This is a genomic window from Nocardia sp. CY41 (genome assembly GCF_009829325.1).
In the GTDB taxonomy this organism is placed as follows: domain Bacteria; phylum Actinomycetota; class Actinomycetes; order Mycobacteriales; family Mycobacteriaceae; genus Nocardia.
In genome coordinates this window covers 26,732-46,560 of the sequence record NZ_VUOS01000004.1, presented here as the reverse complement: position 1 = coordinate 46,560, position 19,829 = coordinate 26,732, and the positions used below count along the sequence as shown (strand labels likewise).

General features: G+C 68.7%; 21 protein-coding genes, 2 tRNA genes and 1 pseudogene. 12 read left to right on the top strand and 12 right to left on the bottom strand.

The genetic code is table 11. The annotated features are described in order from the left end of the window. Nucleotides 1–4: 4 nt before the first annotated feature. From GVY64_RS05040 to GVY64_RS05025, 4 genes and pseudogenes are all read left to right on the top strand, one after another. On the top strand, nt 5–1,144 hold the full coding sequence (locus GVY64_RS05040; protein WP_159839264.1) for an acyl-CoA dehydrogenase family protein: 1,140 nt from the start codon (nt 5–7) through the stop codon (nt 1,142–1,144). 145 nt (nt 1,145–1,289) lie between these two features. Next, nucleotides 1,290–2,354, top strand: a complete 1,065-nt coding sequence (locus tag GVY64_RS05035; RefSeq protein WP_159839262.1) for an enoyl-CoA hydratase/isomerase family protein — start codon at nt 1,290–1,292, stop codon at nt 2,352–2,354. Beyond that, a pseudogene (gene mmsB / locus GVY64_RS05030) lies at nt 2,354–3,238 on the top strand (3-hydroxyisobutyrate dehydrogenase); the annotation flags it as partial. The gene GVY64_RS05035 and the pseudogene mmsB, both read left to right, overlap by 1 nt. A 36-nt stretch (nt 3,239–3,274) precedes the next feature. Next, nucleotides 3,275–4,078 carry an enoyl-CoA hydratase gene (locus GVY64_RS05025; RefSeq protein ID WP_159839370.1) on the top strand — a complete coding sequence of 268 codons (804 nt, stop codon included), beginning with the start codon at nt 3,275–3,277 and terminating at the stop codon, nt 4,076–4,078. A 50-nt stretch (nt 4,079–4,128) separates the two neighbouring features. Here the strand turns inward: GVY64_RS05025 and GVY64_RS05020 are convergent, their stop codons facing one another. Together GVY64_RS05020 and GVY64_RS05015 are read right to left on the bottom strand one after the other, a co-directional pair. After that, nucleotides 4,129–5,175: an Hsp70 family protein gene (locus tag GVY64_RS05020; protein WP_159839260.1), complete on the bottom strand. Its 1,047-nt coding sequence runs from the start codon at nt 5,173–5,175 to the stop codon at nt 4,129–4,131. A gap of 125 nt (nt 5,176–5,300) precedes the next feature. Further along, nucleotides 5,301–5,852: a MarR family winged helix-turn-helix transcriptional regulator gene (locus GVY64_RS05015; protein ID WP_159839258.1), complete on the bottom strand. Its 552-nt coding sequence runs from the start codon at nt 5,850–5,852 to the stop codon at nt 5,301–5,303. A gap of 114 nt (nt 5,853–5,966) precedes the next feature. On the opposite strand from GVY64_RS05015, the gene GVY64_RS05010 reads away from it, so the two are divergent. Continuing rightward, nucleotides 5,967–6,041: transfer RNA gene (locus tag GVY64_RS05010), tRNA-Cys, on the top strand. 72 nt (nt 6,042–6,113) lie between these two features. On the opposite strand, the gene GVY64_RS05005 is transcribed toward GVY64_RS05010, so the two are convergent. From GVY64_RS05005 to GVY64_RS04980, 6 genes are all read right to left on the bottom strand, one after another. Next, nucleotides 6,114–7,166 carry an ABC transporter ATP-binding protein gene (locus GVY64_RS05005; protein ID WP_159839256.1) on the bottom strand — a complete coding sequence of 351 codons (1,053 nt, stop codon included), beginning with the start codon at nt 7,164–7,166 and terminating at the stop codon, nt 6,114–6,116. Further along, a complete protein-coding gene (locus GVY64_RS05000; RefSeq protein ID WP_159839254.1) occupies nt 7,163–8,716 on the bottom strand; it encodes an ABC transporter permease in 1,554 nt (517 codons plus the stop codon). Before GVY64_RS05000 ends, GVY64_RS05005 begins: the two co-directional genes overlap by 4 nt. A gap of 2 nt (nt 8,717–8,718) precedes the next feature. Continuing rightward, nucleotides 8,719–9,741, bottom strand: a complete 1,023-nt coding sequence (locus GVY64_RS04995; RefSeq protein WP_159839252.1) for an iron ABC transporter substrate-binding protein — start codon at nt 9,739–9,741, stop codon at nt 8,719–8,721. 106 nt (nt 9,742–9,847) lie between these two features. Continuing rightward, nucleotides 9,848–11,125, bottom strand: coding sequence for a metallophosphoesterase (locus GVY64_RS04990; RefSeq protein WP_236566629.1), 1,278 nt, complete (start codon nt 11,123–11,125; stop codon nt 9,848–9,850). A 148-nt stretch (nt 11,126–11,273) separates the two neighbouring features. Further along, nucleotides 11,274–11,711 carry an Rv0361 family membrane protein gene (locus GVY64_RS04985; protein ID WP_159839248.1) on the bottom strand — a complete coding sequence of 146 codons (438 nt, stop codon included), beginning with the start codon at nt 11,709–11,711 and terminating at the stop codon, nt 11,274–11,276. Between the two features lie 316 nt (nt 11,712–12,027). Then, on the bottom strand, nt 12,028–12,429 hold the full coding sequence (locus GVY64_RS04980; protein ID WP_159839246.1) for a nuclear transport factor 2 family protein: 402 nt from the start codon (nt 12,427–12,429) through the stop codon (nt 12,028–12,030). Nucleotides 12,430–12,568: 139 nt separating this feature from the next. Between GVY64_RS04980 and GVY64_RS04975 the strand changes: the two genes are divergently transcribed. Together GVY64_RS04975 and GVY64_RS04970 are read left to right on the top strand one after the other, a co-directional pair. Next, nucleotides 12,569–12,943 carry a hypothetical protein gene (locus GVY64_RS04975; protein ID WP_159839244.1) on the top strand — a complete coding sequence of 125 codons (375 nt, stop codon included), beginning with the start codon at nt 12,569–12,571 and terminating at the stop codon, nt 12,941–12,943. A 594-nt stretch (nt 12,944–13,537) separates the two neighbouring features. Continuing rightward, nucleotides 13,538–14,221 (top strand): hypothetical protein, encoded by a 684-nt coding sequence (locus tag GVY64_RS04970; protein ID WP_159839242.1) that lies wholly within the window; start codon nt 13,538–13,540, stop codon nt 14,219–14,221. A gap of 294 nt (nt 14,222–14,515) precedes the next feature. On the opposite strand, the gene GVY64_RS04965 is transcribed toward GVY64_RS04970, so the two are convergent. After that, nucleotides 14,516–15,178 carry a L,D-transpeptidase family protein gene (locus GVY64_RS04965; RefSeq protein ID WP_159839240.1) on the bottom strand — a complete coding sequence of 221 codons (663 nt, stop codon included), beginning with the start codon at nt 15,176–15,178 and terminating at the stop codon, nt 14,516–14,518. A gap of 330 nt (nt 15,179–15,508) precedes the next feature. Between GVY64_RS04965 and GVY64_RS04960 the strand changes: the two genes are divergently transcribed. The 3 genes from GVY64_RS04960 (at nt 15,509) to GVY64_RS04950 (ending at nt 16,809) form a co-directional block, all read left to right on the top strand. Further along, nucleotides 15,509–15,883, top strand: coding sequence for a hypothetical protein (locus GVY64_RS04960; RefSeq protein WP_159839238.1), 375 nt, complete (start codon nt 15,509–15,511; stop codon nt 15,881–15,883). A 71-nt stretch (nt 15,884–15,954) separates the two neighbouring features. Beyond that, nucleotides 15,955–16,332, top strand: a complete 378-nt coding sequence (locus tag GVY64_RS04955) for a hypothetical protein (RefSeq protein ID WP_159839236.1) — start codon at nt 15,955–15,957, stop codon at nt 16,330–16,332. 153 nt (nt 16,333–16,485) lie between these two features. Further along, nucleotides 16,486–16,809 carry a hypothetical protein gene (locus GVY64_RS04950; protein ID WP_159839234.1) on the top strand — a complete coding sequence of 108 codons (324 nt, stop codon included), beginning with the start codon at nt 16,486–16,488 and terminating at the stop codon, nt 16,807–16,809. Between the two features lie 168 nt (nt 16,810–16,977). Here the strand turns inward: GVY64_RS04950 and GVY64_RS04945 are convergent, their stop codons facing one another. Next, nucleotides 16,978–17,988: an asparagine synthase-related protein gene (locus GVY64_RS04945; protein ID WP_159839232.1), complete on the bottom strand. Its 1,011-nt coding sequence runs from the start codon at nt 17,986–17,988 to the stop codon at nt 16,978–16,980. Between the two features lie 38 nt (nt 17,989–18,026). Between GVY64_RS04945 and GVY64_RS04940 the strand changes: the two genes are divergently transcribed. Together GVY64_RS04940 and GVY64_RS04935 are read left to right on the top strand one after the other, a co-directional pair. Continuing rightward, a complete protein-coding gene (locus GVY64_RS04940) occupies nt 18,027–18,314 on the top strand; it encodes a hypothetical protein (protein WP_159839230.1) in 288 nt (95 codons plus the stop codon). Beyond that, on the top strand, nt 18,287–18,784 hold the full coding sequence (locus tag GVY64_RS04935) for a tyrosine-type recombinase/integrase (RefSeq protein ID WP_236566628.1): 498 nt from the start codon (nt 18,287–18,289) through the stop codon (nt 18,782–18,784). Before GVY64_RS04940 ends, GVY64_RS04935 begins: the two co-directional genes overlap by 28 nt. A gap of 61 nt (nt 18,785–18,845) precedes the next feature. Here GVY64_RS04935 and GVY64_RS04930 read toward each other — a convergent pair. Together GVY64_RS04930 and GVY64_RS04925 are read right to left on the bottom strand one after the other, a co-directional pair. Beyond that, nucleotides 18,846–18,918, bottom strand: a tRNA-Arg gene (locus GVY64_RS04930). Nucleotides 18,919–19,024: 106 nt separating this feature from the next. Next, nucleotides 19,025–19,681, bottom strand: coding sequence for a DUF305 domain-containing protein (locus tag GVY64_RS04925; RefSeq protein WP_236566638.1), 657 nt, complete (start codon nt 19,679–19,681; stop codon nt 19,025–19,027). Between the last annotated feature and the right edge of the window lie 148 nt (nt 19,682–19,829).

Here is a 19,829-nt window from a genome sequence, read left to right as displayed (position 1 = left end):
GCGGATGTTCGCACTCGACGACGACGAGAAGGCGATCCGCGACACCGCGCGCGGCTTCGCCGACGAATTCCTCGCCCCGAACGCGCTGGAATGGGACGAGCAGAAGCATTTCCCGGTGGACGTGCTGCGCAAGGCGGGCCCGCTCGGCCTGGGCGGCATCTACGTGCGCGAGGACGTGGGCGGCTCCGGGCTGCGCAGGCTCGACGCCGTGCGCATCTTCGAGCAACTGGCCACCGGCTGCCCCGCCATCGCCGCCTATATCTCCATCCACAACATGGCGACGTGGATGATCGACCGCTACGGCGACGACGAGCAGCGCCACCGCTGGCTGCCCCGGCTGACCGCGATGGAACTGCTGGCCAGCTACGCGCTCACCGAGCCGAGCGTCGGCTCCGACGCGGCGGCGTTGAGCACCAAAGCCGTTCGCGATGGGGACGACTACGTCTTCAACGGCGCCAAGCAGTTCATCTCCGGCGCGGGCGCCACCGACGTCTACGTCGTCATGGCGCGGACCGGTGACGCGGGGGCGCGCGGGATCTCGGCGTTCATCGTGCCCGCCGACACCCCTGGCGTCTCCGTCGGCGCCAACGAGAAGAAGATGGGCTGGAACGCGCAACCGACCCGTCAGGTGATCTTCACCGATGCCCGGGTCCCGGCGGCCAACCTGCTCGGCGCGGAGGGCGACGGGTTCCGCATCGCGATGAACGGGCTCAACGGCGGCCGGCTCAACATCGCCGCGTGCTCGGTCGGCGGCGCGCAGGCGGCACTGGACAAGACGGTGCCGTACCTCGCCGAGCGGCACGCGTTCGGCAAACCGCTGTTGCGCAACCAGGCGCTGCAATTCGACCTCGCCGACATGCGCATCGAATTGGAGGCCGCCCGCACGCTGTTGTGGCGGGCCGCCGCGGCACTGGACGCCGACGCGCCGGACAAGGTGGAGCTGTGCGCGATGGCGAAACGCTTCGCCACCGACGCGGGCTTCGAGGTGGCCAACAAGGCCCTGCAACTGCACGGCGGCTACGGCTACCTGGCGGAGTACGGCTTGGAGAAAATCGTCCGGGATCTGCGCGTGCACCAGATCCTCGAAGGCACCAACGAGATCATGCGGGTGGTCGTCGCCCGCGCACTGGTAGGAGCGGCATGAGCGGTCAGGCCCGGAGGCGGCAGCGCAGCGTGACCACGCAGGGCCCCGCTCATGCCGGAATCGGACACGGCATGAGCGGTCAGGCCCGGAGGCGGCAGCGCAGCGTGACCACGCAGGGGTCCGCTCATGCCGGAAAGGACACAGCATGAACGAAGCGGAAGTTCTGCTCGAACGGCGCGACGGGCTCGGCCTGATCACGCTGAACCGGCCCAAGGCCATCAACGCGCTGAATCACTCGATGGCTCTGGCCATCACCGAGGCGCTGCGCGAGTGGGCCGAGGACGACGCGGTGCGCACCGTCGTGGTCACCGGCGCGGGGGAGCGCGGCCTGTGCGCGGGCGGCGACATCGTCGCGATCCACGCCGACGCGAAAAGCGGCGCGAATACGGCGGATTCGGCCACCGGGCGGTTCTGGCGCGACGAGTACGTCCTCAACGCCTTGATCGGCCGCTATCCCAAGCCGTACGTGGTGATCATGGACGGCATCGTGATGGGCGGCGGCGTCGGGCTCTCCGGGCACGGCAGCCACCGCATCGTCACCGAGCGGTCCAAGATCGGCATGCCCGAAGTCGGCATCGGTTTCGTCCCCGACGTCGGCGGCACCTACCTGCTCGCCCGCACGCCCGGCGAGATCGGCACGCACGTCGCGTTGACCACCGCCCGCATGGGCGCGGGCGACGCCATCGCGGCGGGCTTCGCCGACTACTTCGTCGCGTCGGCGGATCTGCCCGCCCTGCTGGAGACGCTGCGCTCGGAGAGCGCCGACATCGCGATCGCCAAGTTCGCCACGGACGCACCGGAATCCGCGCTCGCGGCCGGGCAGAGCTGGATCGACGAGTGCTACGGAGCCGATTCCGTCGAGGAGATCCTCGCGCGGCTGCAGGCGCACGAGTCGCCCGAGGCGCAGGCGGCGGCCACCGAGATCCTGGCGAAATCCCCGGTCGCGCTGAAGGTCACGCTGCGCTCGTTGCGTGCGGCGCGCACCGCGCCGAGTCTGGAGGCGGTGCTGAACGAGGAGTACCGGGTCTCCATCGCGTCCCTGTCGTCGCACGATCTGGTCGAGGGCATCCGCGCGCAGGTGATCGACAAGGATCGCAACCCGCAATGGTCGCCCGCGACGCTCGAGGCGGTGACGGACGCGCAGGTGGACGCATACTTCGCCGAGCTGGGCGATCGAGAGCTGGGTCTGGCGACCCCGGAGGTGGCGTGATGAGCAAGCGAATCGGATTCCTCGGCCTCGGCCACATGGGCGGGCCGATGGCGGCCAACCTGGTGCGGGCGGGCTACGAGGTGCTCGCCTTCGACCCGGTGCCCGCGGCGCGGGAACAGGCGGAGCGCGACGGCGCGACGGTGGCCGGTTCGGCCGCCGAGGCGGCCGCGGCGGACACCGTGATCACCATGCTGCCCAACGGCAAACTCGTCCTCGACGTGTACGCCGAGCTGCTTCCGGCCGCCGCGCCGGGCACGCTGTTCATCGACTGCTCCACCATCGACGTGGCCGACGCCAAGGTCGCGGCCGAACGCGCCACCGCCGCCGGGCACCGCGCACTGGACGCACCGGTCTCCGGCGGGGTCGCCGGTGCGGCGGCGGGCACGTTGACCTTCATGGTCGGCGGCGCCGCCGAGGACTTCGCCGCCGCGCTGCCGGTGCTCGAGGTGATGGGCGGCAAGGTGGTGCACTGCGGCGGCTCCGGCGTCGGCCAGGCGGCGAAGATCTGCAACAACATGCTGCTGGGCGTGTCGATGATCGCGCTGTCGGAGGCGCTGGTGCTGGCCGAGAAGCTGGGCCTGAGCCATCAGTCCTTCTTCGACGTGGTCTCCACGGCTTCCGGCCAGAGCTGGGCGCTGACCAGCTACTGCCCGGTCCCGGGCCCGGTGCCGACCAGTCCGGCCAACAACGACTACCAGCCCGGTTTCGCGACGGCGCTGATGTCGAAGGACCTGGGTCTGGCCGCGAACGCGCTGCGCGAGAACAACGTCGACGGGCAGCTCGGATTGCTCGCCGCCACGATCTACGACCGCTTCAACCAGACGGACGCCGGACGGGACTTCTCGGCTATCGTCACCGATATCCGTAACCGTTCCGACCAAGAGGGTGCTGAAGAATTGAGCGCATCGCAGAGCGATTCCGTGGGGGGCGGCGGCCGGGCGACCGGCGGGCGTGACTTCGAGACGATTCTGCTGGAACGCAAGGGCCGGGTCGGGTGGATCACGCTGAACCGCCCGAAGGCGCTGAACGCACTGAACGCGCAGGTCCTCGACGACGTCATCGCCGCGCTCGACGAGCTCGAGCACGACGACGAGATCGGGGCCATCGTGATCACCGGCTCGGAGCGCGCCTTCGCGGCGGGCGCCGACATCAAGGAGATGCAGCCCAAGTCGTACATGGACATGTTCATGGACGACTACTTCGCCCGCTGGGACCGGCTGGCGCAGTTCCGCAAGCCGACCATCGCCGCGGTGGCCGGCTACGCGCTGGGCGGCGGCTGCGAGCTGGCCATGATCTGTGACCTCCTGCTCGCGGCCGACACCGCGAAGTTCGGACAGCCGGAGATCAAGCTGGGCGTCATCCCCGGCATCGGCGGCTCGCAGCGCCTGACCCGCGCGATCGGCAAGGCGAAAGCCATGGACCTGGTGCTCACCGGCCGCAACATGGATGCCGAGGAGGCCGAGCGGGCGGGGTTGGTCTCGCGGATCGTGCCCGCCGCGCAACTGCTGGACACCGCCCTCGAGGTCGCCGAGACCATCGCGTCGATGTCGCTGCCGGTCGCCATGATCGCCAAGGAAGCGGTGAACCGCTCGTTCGAGACCACCCTCGCCGAGGGCTTGCGCTTCGAACGCCGAGTCTTCCACTCCCTGTTCGCGATCGAGGACCAGAAGGAAGGCATGAGCGCCTTCGTCGAGAAGCGTCCGGCGAAGTTCACCAACCGCTGACCTCGTGATTCCGCCCGGCCCGGTCCGTCCGGCCGGGCGGAATCGTCGCGTTATCCGAAGGCTCCGGGCGTGGGCACGACGATCTCCGCGGGCGGGGGTCCCTTGTCGCCTTCCGGCCGGGGCGCCTCCTTGCTCGTGGCGAGCAGTCCGGCGATGGTGGCGCCCAGCGCGAGAGTGACCGCGGCCGCCGCGATGAGCTTGCGCCGGTCGACGCCCACCGGGACCAGGGTGGCTCCGGCGCGCAACCGCGCCATCCGCACGTCGCCGCTGCGGCGTTCGGCGGCCAGCAGCACCGCGCCGCGCGCGGAGACGATCTCGGGTTCCGGGTCGTAGACGATCGGCAGGTCGATCAGCTCGGCCAGCTCGGCGCGAATGCTGGGACTGCGGGTGCACCCGCCGAGCAGCACCATGGCTTCCGGTCGCACTCCGGTCTCGTCGATGACCTGCCGCACGAACGACACCGAGTGGTGGATACCCGCCGCGCAGAGTTCGGCCAGGTCGCTGCGGGTGACCACGGCCCGGTCGCCGGTGCCGTCGTCGATCGCCGTGACCACCCTGGCCTCGCTGAGTTCCTCGCGGTGGCGGCGGATGGTCGAGGTGTCGGTGAGCACGCCGTCGCGGGCCAGCCGCCAGCGCAGCAGCGCGTCGTAGCCGTCGCCGCCGAGCACCGTGCTGCGCTTGCTGGACAGAATCGTGTCGGTGCGGCAGTCGGCATGGGTGATGGTGAGCCCCGAGCTGCCGAGGTCGTAGAGGATCACCGAGCCGCTGTCCGGCAGTTGCCCGGTGAAGCGCAGATAGCGCAGCTGGGCGAGCGGCTCATCGACGATGGTGACGCCGCGGCCGCGCACGCCCGCGCGGATGGCGTCGGCGTGCAGCGGACAGCGGCAGGTCACCGCCGTGCCCGAGATCAGCTCGTCGCGCCGGTCGGCGGCGCCGTTCATCCGGCGGATCGCCTCGAAGACCGACTCCTCGACACCACCGCCCGCCCGCCGCGGCACTTCGCAGCGATCGATCGGGGGTAGGTGTGGCTGATCGGAGTGTGTCAGCATCGCGTGGGCGCCGCCAGCGCCCGCCGATACCCCCAAGACCAGCACCATGTTCTCCATGGTGGACCTTTTCGCCTCCGCTGCCAAGACGGCGTGCCCGGCAATTCGCCGGATGGATGCCCGATTGTCACCCGCCGATCGGTCGAGTGCGGTATGCGACCGACCGGTACGCCGAATCAGTCTGTGGCCGTGGCCGACCAGCGCGCCGTTCCCTCCGCCGTCTCGAAGTCGCCCGCGGCATGTCGGAATTCGGCGAGTAGTTGCAGGAGCGTGTGCAGCCGCTCCGGTGGGAGACCGGGCAGCGCGAAAACTTTCGCGTTGAGTTCCTCGGTGGCTCTGGCCACCAATTCCCGTCCCGCGTCGGTGATTTCGATCAGAGTAGCGCGGCGGTCGCTGGGGTGCGGCACGCGCTCGACGAGCTTCGCCGCTTCGAGCCGGTCCACGGTGTTGGTGACGCTGGTGGGATGGACCTGCAAGCGGGCGCTGGCCTTCGCCATCGGCAGCGCGCCGGTCTTGCTGAAGTTCAGCAGCATGAGCAACTCGTAGCGGGAAAAGGTCAATCCGGTGGGCTTGAGCGCCTCGTCCACCCGGGCCATCACGATTTGCTGGGCCCGGACCAGCGACGTCACCGCGGCCATGCCGTCGGCGACATCGCCCCAGCCGTGGCCGACCCACTGGCGGTGGGCTTCCTCGATCGGGTCGTTCGGAAGCGGGCGTGGCCGAGACATGTTCCGATCATTCCATGTCACCACGGGCGGACGGGGACATCCGACCAGCCTTCGGATCACCGTGAGCGCAATGGTAGGCGGGGCCTACCCGCCCCGGGCACTATCTAGTGCGAGGCGGGCGTGGCTGAGTGGTTTAGGCAACGGTCTGCAAAGCCGTTAACGCGGGTTCGATTCCCGCCGCTCGCTCCAAGCCCTCGATGCCCGGCTCGGTGTACGCCACCGCCGAGCCGGGCATTTCGAGGCACACCATCGAGCGTCGCTTCAGGCGGCGTCGTTCGGTTCGGCGTACGCCACGGCCGTGCCGACCACTTCGAGGCGCACCCGCTGCCCGGTCACCGGGGCGGCGACGCTGGCGCGGCGTACCCGGATGGGGGCGCTCGCGCCGTCCAAGTCGATCGTCAGGACGACATCGGCGCCGCGGAAATCGACGCCACGAACCCGGCCGGTCTCCGACTCGTCCTCCGAAGCGATATGCGCGACAAGCTGTTCCGGGCGCAGCATGACGGTGGCCGGTCCGCCCGCAGCGCCGCGCTGCACCGGAATCCGGCCCAGCGCGCATTTGGCCACGTCGGCCTCCACCACCGCGTCCAGCAGAACGCAATCGCCGAGGAACCGCGCGGTGAACAGGTCCTTCGGCGTCGCGTACACCTCCTCCGGCGTGCCGACCTGGGTGAAGCGTCCCTCCCGCATCACCGCCACCTGGTCGGCGAAACTCAGCGCCTCCTCCTGGTCGTGCGTCACCAAGATGCTGGTCATGCCCGCCTCGCGCAGCGTGTCGGCCACTGCCTGCCTGGTCGTCGCGCGCAGGCCCGCGTCCAGTGCGCTGAACGGCTCGTCCAGCAGCATCACCGACGGCTTGCGCGCCAGTGCGCGGGCCAGCGCGACGCGCTGCTGCTGACCGCCGGAGAGTTGATGCGGCCTGCGGTCGGCGTAGGACGCGTCCAGCGACACCATCTCCAGCAGCTCCTGCACCCGCCCGCGGCTGCGGCGCCCCGAGCCGGGCAGGCCGTAGGCGATGTTCCGGCCGACAGTCAGATGCGGGAACAGCGCCCCGTCCTGGGCGACGTAACCGATGTTGCGGCGCTGCGGCGGCACCGAGATACGCTCGCCGACAACGGTTTGCGTTCCGATCGAGACCGATCCCGCGTCCGGTGACTCGAATCCGGCGATCACGCGCAACAGCGTGGTCTTGCCGCACCCGGACGATCCGACCACGGCGGTCGCGGTGTGATCCGGCACGTCGAGGCTGATCCCGCCGAGCACCCGGGTGTGCCCGAAGGTCTTCGACACCTCGGCGACGACAACGCGACTCATATCCCGGCCGCCTTCCGCGAATTGGTGAACAGCAGGTAGGTCACCGGCACCGCGGCGACGATCATGATCAGGGCGTACGGTGCGGCGGCCGCGTAGTCCAGTTCGCCGGACAAGCCCCAGAACCGCATCGCCAGCGTGCGAGTTCCGTTGGGCGCCAGCAGCAGCGTCGCGGTCAGCTCGGTCGCTACGGCGACGAACACCAGTGCGGCCGCGGCGGCCGCGGCCGGCGCGGCGAGCCGCAGGGTGACCAGGAAGAACGTCGCGGGCGCCGATTTGCCCAGCGAACGGGACGCCTCCTCCAGGCCCACCGGCACCTGCGCCAGCCCGGCCCGCACGCTGACCAGGGCCCGGGGCAGGAACAACAGCAGATAGGCGGCGATCACCATGCCCGCCGTCTGGTAGAGCGCGGGCGCCCACCGGATGGTCACGGTCACCATGGCCAGCGCGATCACGATGCCGGGCAACGAACTGGTGATGTAGTTGGCGCCCTCGATCAACCGCGCGAACGCCGAGGTGGAACGGACCGCGATCCAGGCGACCGGGAACGCGCACAGCGTGGTGAGCAGCGCGGCGACGGCTGCCAGGGCCACCGTCTGCCCGAGCGCGTTGCCGATGTCGGTGAGGTCCCACACCGCCGTTCCGCCGATGCGCAGCCAGCGCCCGATGGTCCACAGCGGCACGCCCAGCGCACCCACTGTCACCGCGACGAGCGCCGCCAGCACCGGTACCGTGGCGAGGCGCAATCGGATCGGGGTCGCGGCGCGCGGCGCCCCGCTGCCGATCCGCGCGTAGCGCGCCCGGCCGCGCAGCCCGGCTTCCGCGCCGAGCAGCGCCAGGCAGCACAGCACGAGCACACCGGCCAGCATGCTGCCCGCCGGACCGGCGAAGCTGGACTGATACTGCTCGAAGATCGCCGTGGTGAACGTGTCGAACCGGACCATCACGAAGGCGCCGTACTCGGCGAGCAGATGCAGCCCGATGAGCAGCCCGCCCCCGAGGATCGCCAAGCGCAACTGCGGCAGCACGATCCGGGCGAACGCCGCCACCGGCCCCGAGCCCAGCGCCCGCGCCGACTCCTCCACCGCCGGGTCCAAGCGGCGCAACGTGGCCGCCGCGGGCAGATAGACCAGCGGGAAGTAGGACATCGTAGAGATCACCACACCGGCCCACAGGCCGTGCATGGTCGGGAAGACGCTGACCCAGGCATAGCTGTTGACGAATGCCGGAACTGCCAGCGGGGCCACGAAAACCGGCCCCCACCACGACTTGCCCGGCACGTCGGTGCGTTCGACCACCCAGGCCAGCCCGACACCGAGCGCCACGCAGATCGGCACGGTGCACAGCACCAGCGCGGCCGTGTTGCTCAGCAGCTCACCCACCCTCGGCCGGAACACCAGCTCCGCCGCCTGCTCGAAGCCCGTGGCGAAGACCGTCGAGACGATGTATCCGAGCGGCACGAACGTCGCCGCCACCAGCAACAGCGCGACGCCCGTGACCAGCGGCCCGGGTCTGCCGACCCGGGGCGCGGCGACAACGGTCCGCAGTGCCACGGCTACAGCAAGCCCGCTTCGGTCATCAGCTGCGTGACCTTCTTCGAGTCCAGCTTCGACGGGTCGACCGCAGGCGCCTGGAGATCGGTCAGCGGCGGCAGCGCCGGGTTCGCGGCCACGCCCGCGGCCACCGGGTACTCCAGCGACGTGCCGTCGCGCAGCACCTCTTGTCCGGTCTTGCCGACGATGAACGCCAGGAACTTCTGTGCCGCCTCCTGTTTCTTGCTCGCCTTCAGCACGCCACCGCCGGAGACGCTGACGAACGCGCCCGGGTCCTGGTTCTTGAAGTAGTGCAGGGCGGTGTCGGCGCTGCTCTCCTTGGTGTTCGCCTGGTCGCGGTACCAGTAGTAGTGGTAGATGACGCCGCCGTCCGGGCTGCCGGAGTTGACCGCCTTCATGGTGGCGACGTTGTTCGGGAAGGGCGTCGCGTTCTCCTTCATGCCCTTCAGCCAGGTACGGGTGACGTCCTCACCCTTCAGTGCGAGCAGGGCCGCCACGATGGCCTGGAAGTCGGCGCCGGAAACGCCCGCGCCCCAGCGTCCTTTCCACTGCGGCTGCGCCAGATCCAGCAGCGAGGCAGGCAGCTGACCCGGCTGCACTTTGTTCTTGTTGTAGACGAAGACGGTCGAGCGTGCGGCGACGCCGGTCCACTTGCCGGTGGACGGGCGGTACTGCGCGGGCACCTGCTCCAGGGTCTCGGCGTCGACGTCGGCGAACAGGCCCGCGTTCTCCACCAGCGCCATGGCGGGGGAGTTCTCGGTGAGGAAGACGTCGGCGGGCGAGGCCGCGCCCTCGGCGACCAGCTGGTTGCCCAGCGCCGTGTCCCCGCCTTGGCGCAAGGTCACCTTGATGCCGGTCTCCTTGGTGAACGCGTCGGCCCATTCCTTGGTGAGCGACTCGTGCTGCGCGTTGTAGACGGTGATCTCGTTCGCGTCGTCGGAGGAATTCGAGCACGCCGTGCTGCCGAGCGCCGTCATCGCGAGGACCAATCCAGCGGCAATCGTCTTCCATCTGACCGGCTTCATCCTCGTCCTTCCGACGCTCTCGCATGCCTATGTTGAGGCTTACCTAAGGAAGATACCGCGTCCGACGTGCGCAAACGTTCTCGGATGTGAAGAACCCTCTCGTTCGCTACCGCAGCCCCGAGAAATCGCGCAGCACAACGTGATTGCGGTCCGCGCAGGTGCCGAGCGTGTAGTCGGGAAGCAGCCCGAAGTACTCGCCGCGGGTGAGCGCGCTCCAGCGCCGCGCGTCCTCGGTGCGAGTCTTGTAGAAATTGACCATGTAGCCGCCCTCGTAGACGCGCAGCAGGCTGTAGCCGCCCGGATACTCCTTGACGGCGGCGACCTCGAGGAATTCCACCGCGCACGGCGCGTCCGGCCTGGTGCGGCGATTGCGGTGCGTGTGGCCGCTGTGCTGCAGGAAGACCCCGGGGCTGTGGGTGTAGAGCGCTTGCAACTCGGCGCTGTCGCGTCCGTCGAGCACGAATCCCGGACCCGCGAGGTTGGTCAACCCGGACTCGGCCGTGACCGGATGATGGCCGAACAGCAGTGTCGGGCGGTCCGGGTCGGCGCGCAGGCGTTCGGTCAGGTGATCGAACTGCGGACGTTCGATGGAACCGCCCGCGCCGTCGAGCCTGCTGGTGTCCACGCCCAGCACCCGCAGGCCGCCGATCTCGTGTTCGACCAGTTCCTGCCGTGCGGAGAAGACATCGGCCCAGCAGTCGTGATGGTCGGCGGGCGCGGGTGCGCAACCGGCGTACTCGCCGCCCGGGTGCGGGCGGTCGTGGTTGCCGCGCACGGCCAGGTAGTCGTGGCCGAGCGCGCCCCACGCGTCGAGGCGGGCCCGCACCGTGCGAGTGTCGGATTCCGAGGCTTCGGCGGTCAGGTCCCCGGCGAGCAGCAGGAGTTCGGCCGCGCGGTCGGGGCGGCGCAGGTCGTCCAGGACCGCCGCCAGCATGACCTCGGGATAGGGCGCGAGACCGGGGCCCTGCCGGACGCCGGGCGGCAGGTCGCCTGCGATCAGCCCGCTGACCTGCTCGCCGTAGTGCACGTCGTTGGCCAGCGCCACGGTCCGCAGCCGGCGGCCCGGCGGTGGAACGAGGGTGGTGAACTCGCCGCGCGCTTCCGGCGCGGCGGGGTCGGCGGTGGTGAGCGACAGCGCGGGCGTGGCGCGCAGACCCGCCGACCACGCTTCGAAGCGGTAGGCGCGGCCCGGTTCGAGTCCGCCGATCTCGGCGTAGTGGAAGGGGGTCGGGCGGTCGTCGGTGAAGACCGGCAGCGGTGCGCGCGCGGAATCGGCGGGACCTATCCGCACCTGGGTGTCCGCGTCGACGGGGATCAGCCGTCCGCTCGGGTCGGGCGCGAGCGTGGTCCACGTGAGGATCACCGAGGTATCGGTGATCGTCACCACTTCGAGATCGGTCGCGACGATCGTATTCGGTTGTGCCGAGGATTTTTCGGTGCGGCCGGCGAAGGGGAGGAGGGTGGCGAGGGCGAGTGCCCCGAGAACGGTTCTGCGGCTCGGTCCGCAGCAGCTCATGCGCGGGTGCATGCGATCAGCGCGTGCCCTCCGCGGAGCAGATCTTCCACTTGCCGTCTTCCTTCTTCAGATGCTCGGTCGTGCTGGTCTCCGTATCGGGTTGCCGTCCGGGCACCTCGACGGTGAGCTTGCCGGTGACCTTCGCGGTAGCCGTGTCGTCGATGACGACGATGTCCTCGATCCTATCGATCGTGACCGACACCGAGGTGCTGTCGAATTCGCTCTTCTCCTGTTCGGTCATCGCCTCGAAAGTGGCGCGTTCCCGCGCGCACGCCAGCTCGGCCGCGGCGCGGAAGCCGCGCGAGTCCAACGTCTCGTAGAAATCGCGGATCGCCAGTTCGATCCTCTTCTCGTCCGTGGCGAGCGGACCCCGTCCCTGCGAGGTCAGGAAGAATCCGGCGATCACCGCGCCCGCGATCACCAGGGCCACGATCACCACCAGGGCGACGATCAAGCCGGTATTGCTTTTCCTGGGCGGTGGTGGGTAGCCCCACGGCGGGTACCCGGGTGGCGGATAACCCGGGCCCGGTGGTGGCACGGGCTGTCCTGGTCCGGGGTAGCCAGGCGACGGCTGCTGCGGGTGGTGCGGTCGATCATCCGGCGGTTGCCCGCCCGGCGGATAAGCCATCTCGTCCTCCGGTCTACCCCCGGGTGCCAGGATCGTGTACGGCAAAGGCGTGCCCGGGTGACCGGAAACCAAACCAGGCCGGATAGCCGCGACGGGTGGTGCCGCCGAGGGAGAGCGTGCCCTCCGGCCGGCGGACGGTCTTTCAGGCCGCCAATGCGGCGTGCCAGCGTGCGGTGTCGGTGTACTGGTGCAGCCGCGTGATGCGGCCGTCGTCGTCGACCTGCCACAAGTGCACGAATTCGGCGTCGTACTCGCGGCCGGTGGCCCGCGCCGCGCCGCGATAGTGACCGGTCACCACGATGGTGCCGTCGGTGGTCTCCTGCCAGGTCTCGTCGTACGGCGCGGTGTCGAACTCCCGGGCGACCGCGCCCCAGACGCGCGCCAGCACCGTGAGCGGGCCGTGGAAGACGCCGCCCGCGCCGCACGGCAGGCCCGGCGCGGTGCGCGCTTCGAACTCCGGATGCAGCAGGGCCAGGATTCCGGGTCCGTCACCGGTCTGTGTCGCGGCGTAGAAACCCTTGACGACCTCGAACTTCGCGGACATTTCCACTCCTTCTAGTATGTTCCTTCTAGAAGGATCATACTAGAAGGAGTGCTCCGTGGCGGTGTGGTCGTCGTCATGTCATCCACTTTGCGCCCGGGTTGCCTGGTGCTTGCCGCATATGTCCGGCTAACATTCGAACATGGGTTCGATCAGCGATGAAACGCCGCGAACCGAAGGAACGGAACCCGAGCTGGTCTACCCCAACCGGACCGGCCACTACTACCGCACCTTGACCTACCCGCCGCGGCCGGTGTGGGTGCGCCTGGACGCGATCCTGGTCCGCGACCCCGGGACTCCGCGCCATGTGAACGGCGCGGGAGTCATCATGCGCGGCGAGCGCCCCGGAACCTTGACGCATTGGTTGCCCACGGTCGACGGGGACTGGATGGGGCGGGTGACCTACAGCATCCAGTTCGCCGACGGGCGTCCCGACCTGCACGTGCGCGACCAACTCGTCCCGGCCTACGCCCTGCGTCCGCGTCGCGCCGAGCAAACCGAACCGGAGCCGACCTGATCGGCGGTCTGCCGCGTAGGCGGGGTGTTCTCGCGTGGCGGCTCGGCAGGCGGGCGATCGGAATCGGAGCCGATCTGGTGGGCGGTCTGCCGCGCTGGCTGGGTTTCCTTCGCGGCAGGCAGGCGATCTGAACCGGAGCCGATCCGGGTCGGCGGTCCGTCACCAGGCGGAGTGTTCTCGCTTGGTGGCCCGGCGTGCGGGCGATCCGAATCGGAGGCGATTCGGTCCGCGGTCCGCCGCCCAGGCCGGGTGTTCTTCGCGTGGCGGCTCTGGGTGTGAGCGCATCGGACCGGACCGACCTGGTCGGCAGTCCACCGCTCAGGCGTGCCGTACGCGGCCGGAGTCGTAGTCGCGCTGACTCCCGGCGTGCCGGGGACTCTGGACCGAGTCTGTTGCGCAAAATCCGGCAGGTGGAACGCTGCGCCGGGCCGGGTCTCATTGCTGCGCATTTGCCGTTTATTCGTGCATCTGCGAGACCCCTGTGAGGAGCCCTTCCGTCCTGGTTTGCCAGGACGGCCAGGCGTGGCGCGGCGGGTTGTCCGGCCGGTTGCCGATCGGTTGTCGCGGTGGGGGGCCGGTGATACGTTGCCCGGCATGGGATTTCAGTTGCCGCATCCCGAGGTGCTGTGGGCGCGCGTGACCGTCTTGGACGTGATCACCGCCGCTACCCACACCGATCGGGCCGCGAGCGGACAAGAGATCGGGCAGACGGCCGGAGTGGAAGGCGGCCGGCTGATCAACGACGACGGTGAGGGCAATTGGTACTCGTTGGTCAGATATCCCGGCGACCGTGCGCTGCTATTCGGAAGGGATGAGGACAACGAGGTCGCCGGGACCTCCTACGATCCGCTGGGCGCGGCGCCGGCCTGGGTGCGCTCGGTGGAACCGACGACGAAGCTGCCCGCCGGCGTCGAAGGCCTGGTGAGCTTCGTGCGCTGGTGGGAGTTCGGCCGCTGGCAGCACACGCCGACCGACCTGGACGACGGCCTGGAACTCGGCCTCAGCGCCGCCTCCAGCCGGGAGGACTTCACCGGCAGCGTCATGAGCGCCGCCATCCACGCGAAGTGGGTGGAGATGGACTACGAGGCGGGCAAGCTCACCGCGCTCACCGTCGACCCCACCGCCCTGCACGCCTTGTGCGACGCCGCCGAGAACGGCACCGTCACCAAGGCCCACTTCTACTTCCTCCAGCCCGGCTTCACCGCCCCCGCCTTCACCTACCTCACCAAGGCGGGCGTGCTCAGCGCCACCGACAAGCCCACCGAACCCTTGCCGTGACCCTCTGATCGCACACCCAACCATTCGAGAAGGGCTCCGGCTTCCGGAGCCCTTCGCTCATATGACGGCGGCATTCGAGAGATCCCTTGTCCACGTCCCAACGCCATCGGCTGGTCGATCGCCGGATTCGACGTTCGGGAGGATGGCCTTGCCGCGACGGTCGGTCGGCTGGGTGTGGTGGCTGTGCCGTGACGGTCGGCGGGCTGAGTGTGGTGGGCGTGCCGTGCGAGCGGACGTCGCTTCGTTGGGCCGAGTCATTGCGCATCGCCGCGAAGCCGACCGGCTGACAGCGGATCAGATCGCGTACATGCCGATCACCGGCTTCCTCGACGGCTCGAGCGTGGCCAGCAGCGTGCGCATCACGTCATCGCCCACCGCGACGCACCCTGCGGTCGGCCTGCCCGCCTCGACGTGGACGAAGAAGGCCGAGCCCCGCTGCGGCACGACCGGAAACCGGTTGTAGTCGATGACCAGCGCGTAGTTGTATTGCGGGTCGGTCCGGCCGAGATTCTCGCTGACGGTGGTGTCGAACGGGCACTCGCCCTCGGCGCAGCGATATTTCTGGTTGTACAGCGGGCTCTCCGTGTCCGACACCCACCACCAGGTATTCGACGGATCCACCGACAGGTAGGGAAGCTTCGCGCCCGCGTGCGGTAACCGGCCGAAGCCCTCGGTCAACGCGAACGTGCCCTCCGGCGTATACGCCGCCCCCTCCCGCGCCTCCCGGGAAATCCCCGCCTTGCCCACCCAGGCGGGCACCGCCAACGTCCGCTCCCATCGCCTGAACCGGTTCCGCTGCCACAATTCCAACGTCCCCCGATCGGCTCCCGCGGGGGCCGTCACCCAGACGACTTGAGTGCCCGGCACCACGTCCGGATCGAACGGCGGCCTACTCCCGCTGATCCCGGCCACCACGACGATCCCGACCACCGCGACCGCCACCAGAACCCCAGTCACGCCCCAGCGCACTACCCACCCGCGCCGGGTCCCAGCGTCAGCCAATCCTGTTCACGCTCCTCCGCGTACCCATACGCCCGCCACCTCACACAGTGCCGACGCCATCGTATTCACCCCCGCCTCCAGCAGGTGAGTCGACGAGCGGCACATGGCTGCGGCAAACGTCGAGTAGACCTCTCCGTGGTGTGCCACTTGCGCTATCGGCGTGGGGCTGAGCGCGGCGGCCTCCCGCGGTCGGTCGAGCGCCCGTGCTTACCAGTTGTTAAGAATTTCTTCAGGCCGTCCTGTGAGGGTCGCGCGACAGTGATTCTTTCTCGCGCAGGAGTCTTGATGATCGCAACCCGTCTCACCCTCCTGGGACTTCCCCTGCTCGCGCTGGCCGCGACTGCTGGTCTGGCCACGGCTCCCACTGCCGTGGCGCAACCCCCGCTGCCGACCTATACCTGCAAGTACACGCCCATCACCACCTACCTCGAGGTATTCAGCTCGATGCGAGCGCGCAAGTGCGTCGCGTCTCGGGGCGCTCCGCTGGACGGCAATTACTTCTATCCGGTCCGGATGGAGAACAGCGTCACCGGTGAGAAATGGGAATGCGGTGGCGCGTTCCCGCACCTCGGCAAGCCGATCCATCCGGAAATGGGATCTTACGAGGCGGAGGCGGTGCTCAACGCCGGTGTGGACGCGAGCAACTGTCGTCCGATCTGACCGCGCGGTGCGCGCGACAGCTGCTGATGAGTGCCGAGAAGTATTGATTTCTATTTCGAACAGGAACCGCGATGAACACAACCCGCACAGTCCGACTCGGGCTGCCGATACTGCTGCTGGCCGCTACCGCCGGTCTGGTGGCGGCCCCCGCCGCGGAGGCCCGATCTCTGCCGACCTACACCTGCGGCTACACGCTCGATCAACCGCAGTTCGACTCGGTCAGAGGTCGCGAATGCACGGCCTCGGCCGGCGCTCCATTGATCGGCCACCACTGGATCACCTTCCAGATGCGAAACAGTGGATCGGGTGAGACATGGGTGTGCAACAGCGTCGAGGCGGCTCTCGTCCCGTATTACCTGGACAACAAAATAGATCCGGACTATGCGGACTTCGAACGGGCATACGGTCGCGGCGCGGACGCGAGCGTCTGTCACCGGCTATTGGACTGACGCGGCATCGAAAGCACAGCCGGGGGTGGGGGGTTTCGCCCGTACGCTTCCTCCGTACCAACATCGGGGTATGGTCGACCCTGGCCGGTGACTCGACGCCCGTACCTGGGCGCTGTCGAATCTCCGGCCTGCTCCTGTCGCCTCGATGGAGGCGTGGGTGCACGCTTTACTGTCGCTAGAAAGGATCTGCCGGTGATTTCGGCAATTACATCCACCGCCCCGCGCCGGATATTGGCCCGCGCAATCGTCGCTGGAGCGATCGCCGCTGTTCCGCTGACAATATCGACGATTCCGGCCTCGGCCGCTCCGGCGACGTCCGCCGCGGTCGGCACGGAAATCGGGCACGACCGCTGGGACGACCGTCTCGACTTCCGAGGCAAAGACTGGCCGGGCGATCACGACAACGGTCGCGGCAATGATCCGCTCTGGCGTCTGCTCCACGGCGTCCTACCGAATGGCGTGTTCGGCAGCAGCTGAGCGCGGCCGAAGGCTTGCACGGCGATGGCTCCTGACCAGAGGAATCCGGTCGGGAGCCGTTGTGTGGCGTGCCCTCGGCAACCGGCGGCCTGCTGCCCCGGAGGCAGGTCGCAGGCGGAATTCGGCAACACCTCGCGCAACGCGCGTGGCGACGGCCGAGCGGTATCGCTAGCTGTGCTCCAAGATCGAGAGATACAAGCGCGTTGCTACGGCTTCGGCATCCTCGGTCATGGGGTCGGAGTACGTTCGTGCTCCTGGAAGGTCGGCGGCGTGCGACCGGGCGGCAGTCGCGAGGACGGACATCAGGCCGGACGAACGCTGGATCGGTGACTTCACCGCCCAGGCGAGATGCTTCACTCCCGATGGAAGCTGTTCTTCACAGGCCAGGCGAAGGGCGAGTTTGTCCACGGTCATGCCGTCACGAATCGCGAAAAGTGATGAAGGGGCGAATCGTTCGGCGATCTGCCACCATCGCACGGTCTGGAATACGTGGACCAGCCGATCGGCGTACTCATCCAGTAGGGCTGGATAGAAATGTGGGACGAGCCGTTCGTATCTGAAGTTCGCGGCCGACTCCGTTCGAATGATTCGGTCGAGCTCGTCTCCGGCGTCGAGCGATGCCACTGGATGGGTGAGTCGCTTGCCGCCACCGAGGATCGCATCCGCGCCGCTACCGTTCAAGATCGGGCCCAGTTGTGCGATCTTGTCGAAACCGCTACGAGCGGCGAGTATCGGGATGCCTGCGGTTACCTCCCACAGTTCCGATGTGCCGAGTCGCCGCATCGTGTCACGAGACAGTTGGCTGACCTCCTGTGGTGTCAGGCGGATGAGGTCATGCCTTAGATCCAGGGCTGCGGCCGCGGTTGCTGCGTTCTGTTCGTCTGATTGGCCTTCGGTCGAGATCGTGATCGCTGTCGGTTTCGCGCCCAGTGCGACCGCGACGGCCGCGACGTAGATCGAATCGACGCCGCCGCTCAGCAGCACGACCGGCGTTCCTCCGAACTTGTCGAGAACGGCAGTGATCCGCGACCGGGTTTCTTCGGCAATGAGGTGAGCGGCCTCGCGCGGATCGGTAAGTGTTCGCAAGTCGGGTCGAGGGCGTCCGATGTCTCCAAGCAGGTCGGTGACGAACTGGAGCGGTTCGGAAGTCTGCGGGGCCAGGCGGGTTGGGTCGGTCATGTCCACCGTTCCAGATGCGTTGTGTAGGTCCGGCGTCCGTGGGTGGTTCGATCACTGAAGCGGACCGTCGAAACGACGTCGAAAGTCTGGACTACGCGATCGAACGGAAGTTGTTGGCGCATAACGTGGCTCGGGCAATCAAACCGAAGGCGGGCAAGAAGCGCAAGCCGCTGACCTACACGCCGGAGGAAGTGTCGAAGCTGTTGGCCGGTCTCGAGGCGGATCGGGACGGGCGTCTGTGGTCCTGGCGCGGTGCGGCCTGCGGCGGAGTGAACTCGGCGGGTTGCGCTGGAGCGGAGTGGATCTCGAGCGCAAGACGCTCGTGATGCGCATCGGGCGTGCGTCGGCCGGTGGCGAGGCGGTGGAGGGCGACCCGAAGACGGAGGCGTCGGTACGTACCCCGCCGATGGATGACGAGAGGGGGGAGGTTCTTCGGCGGGCGCATCGTCGGCAAGCGGCCGATCGGTTGCAGCTCGGGGATGCGTACGGGGACGGTGACTCCGTCGCGTGCAACGAGGACGGCGCGCCGTACCATCCGCACACCCTGACGCATCGGTGGGCGAAGGCGGTCGAGAAGGCCGGCGTCCGGCACATCCGATTGCATGATGCCCGTCACACCTGCGGCGCGACCATGCACCTGCGCAAGGTGCCGCTCGCGGTGATCGCTGCCTGGCTGGGCCATGCCGACGCCTGTGTCACGTCGAGGATCTACACCCATTCCCAGGACGAAGCGCTGAGGGAGGCGGCGAGGATTTTCGGCGAGGTTGTGTCGTCTCGTGTCATCGAGGCGGGCTGACCGTGGGGACGAGAAAGGCCCCAGCCAGCTAGTGTGCTGGTCATGGGGCCTTTGTCGTGCGTGCCCTCGGCAGGATTCGAACCTGCGGCCTTCTGCTCCGGAGGCAGACGCTCTATCCCCTGAGCTACGAGGGCGGGATAGGGCTCGGTCGGGGCCTGGATGGCGGTCCGATCGGGCTGGGTCAGCCTATCGTATCGGCGGCCGTCCGCCAAAAAGGGCAGACGGCGGGAGGGTTTCGGGTCAGGGGAGTGGGGCGGCTCCGCGCGCGGTGAGCATGGTGGTCATCAAGTCGGATTCACCGCGCTGGGTGGTGGCCATGGTTTCGGCGAGGGTGCGCACCGCTGTGGTGTCGGCGTGCTGAGCGGCGTAATCGATCATCGGCAGGCCGCCCTGGTGGTGGCGCAGCATGAGCTGCAGGAACGTCGTGTCCAGCTTGGGTCCGGTGGCTTGGCGCAGCGCGGCTAGTTCGGCGGGCGTGGCCATGCCGGGCATGGTGGAGACCGGCCCGGAGTGGTGCGGCATATCGGCTCCGGAATGGTCGTGGCCGCCCATCGGCTCGCTCATCCAGCCCATGAAACCGTCCACGCCCTGCGCGGGTTCGCCCCACAACTGCAACCAGCCCTGCATGCGCCCGATCTGGCTCTGCTGGGTGGTGAGGATGTCGTAGGCCAGCCGCCGTACCTCGGTGTCGGTGGAACGAACCAGCACCACGCCCGCCATTTCGACGGCCTGCGCGTGATGGGCCGACATGTCCTGGCTGAAGCCTGTGTCGACCGGGCCCGGCTCCGGCTCCTTCGCACCGTCCAGCGGAATCCTGGCGAGCACGCCGATCGCGAAGCCGATGAGCATGGCGCCGATGATGCCGAGAGCCAGCAGTGCCGTGCGTTGGCGGCGCAACTGTCCACCGAAACCGGAATCGCCTGTCGCTTCGCCATCCGCTCCGGTGGCTCCGGAATCGCTGGATCCGGCAGCTGCCGCACGCGGGCCGGACGCGGCGGGTGCGTCGGCTTCGGCGCCTGGTTGCCGATCGAATCCGGCGGCTCCG

Excerpts from the sequence above, each read along its gene's own strand:
- GVY64_RS05015 (WP_159839258.1), bottom strand. The coding sequence starts at position 5,852 with ATGTCTCGGCCACGCCCGCTTCCGAACGACCCGATCGAGGAAGCCCAC.
- GVY64_RS04945 (WP_159839232.1), bottom strand. The coding sequence starts at position 17,988 with ATGACCGACCCAACCCGCCTGGCCCCGCAGACTTCCGAACCGCTCCAG.
- GVY64_RS05035 (WP_159839262.1), top strand. The coding sequence starts at position 1,290 with ATGAACGAAGCGGAAGTTCTGCTCGAACGGCGCGACGGGCTCGGCCTG.
- GVY64_RS04955 (WP_159839236.1), top strand. The coding sequence starts at position 15,955 with ATGAACACAACCCGCACAGTCCGACTCGGGCTGCCGATACTGCTGCTG.
- GVY64_RS04970 (WP_159839242.1), top strand. The coding sequence starts at position 13,538 with ATGGGATTTCAGTTGCCGCATCCCGAGGTGCTGTGGGCGCGCGTGACC.
- GVY64_RS05020 (WP_159839260.1), bottom strand. The coding sequence starts at position 5,175 with ATGGTGCTGGTCTTGGGGGTATCGGCGGGCGCTGGCGGCGCCCACGCG.
- GVY64_RS04995 (WP_159839252.1), bottom strand. The coding sequence starts at position 9,741 with ATGAAGCCGGTCAGATGGAAGACGATTGCCGCTGGATTGGTCCTCGCG.
- GVY64_RS04975 (WP_159839244.1), top strand. The coding sequence starts at position 12,569 with ATGGGTTCGATCAGCGATGAAACGCCGCGAACCGAAGGAACGGAACCC.
- GVY64_RS04960 (WP_159839238.1), top strand. The coding sequence starts at position 15,509 with ATGATCGCAACCCGTCTCACCCTCCTGGGACTTCCCCTGCTCGCGCTG.
- GVY64_RS04980 (WP_159839246.1), bottom strand. The coding sequence starts at position 12,429 with ATGTCCGCGAAGTTCGAGGTCGTCAAGGGTTTCTACGCCGCGACACAG.
- GVY64_RS05005 (WP_159839256.1), bottom strand. The coding sequence starts at position 7,166 with ATGAGTCGCGTTGTCGTCGCCGAGGTGTCGAAGACCTTCGGGCACACC.
- GVY64_RS05040 (WP_159839264.1), top strand. The coding sequence starts at position 5 with ATGTTCGCACTCGACGACGACGAGAAGGCGATCCGCGACACCGCGCGC.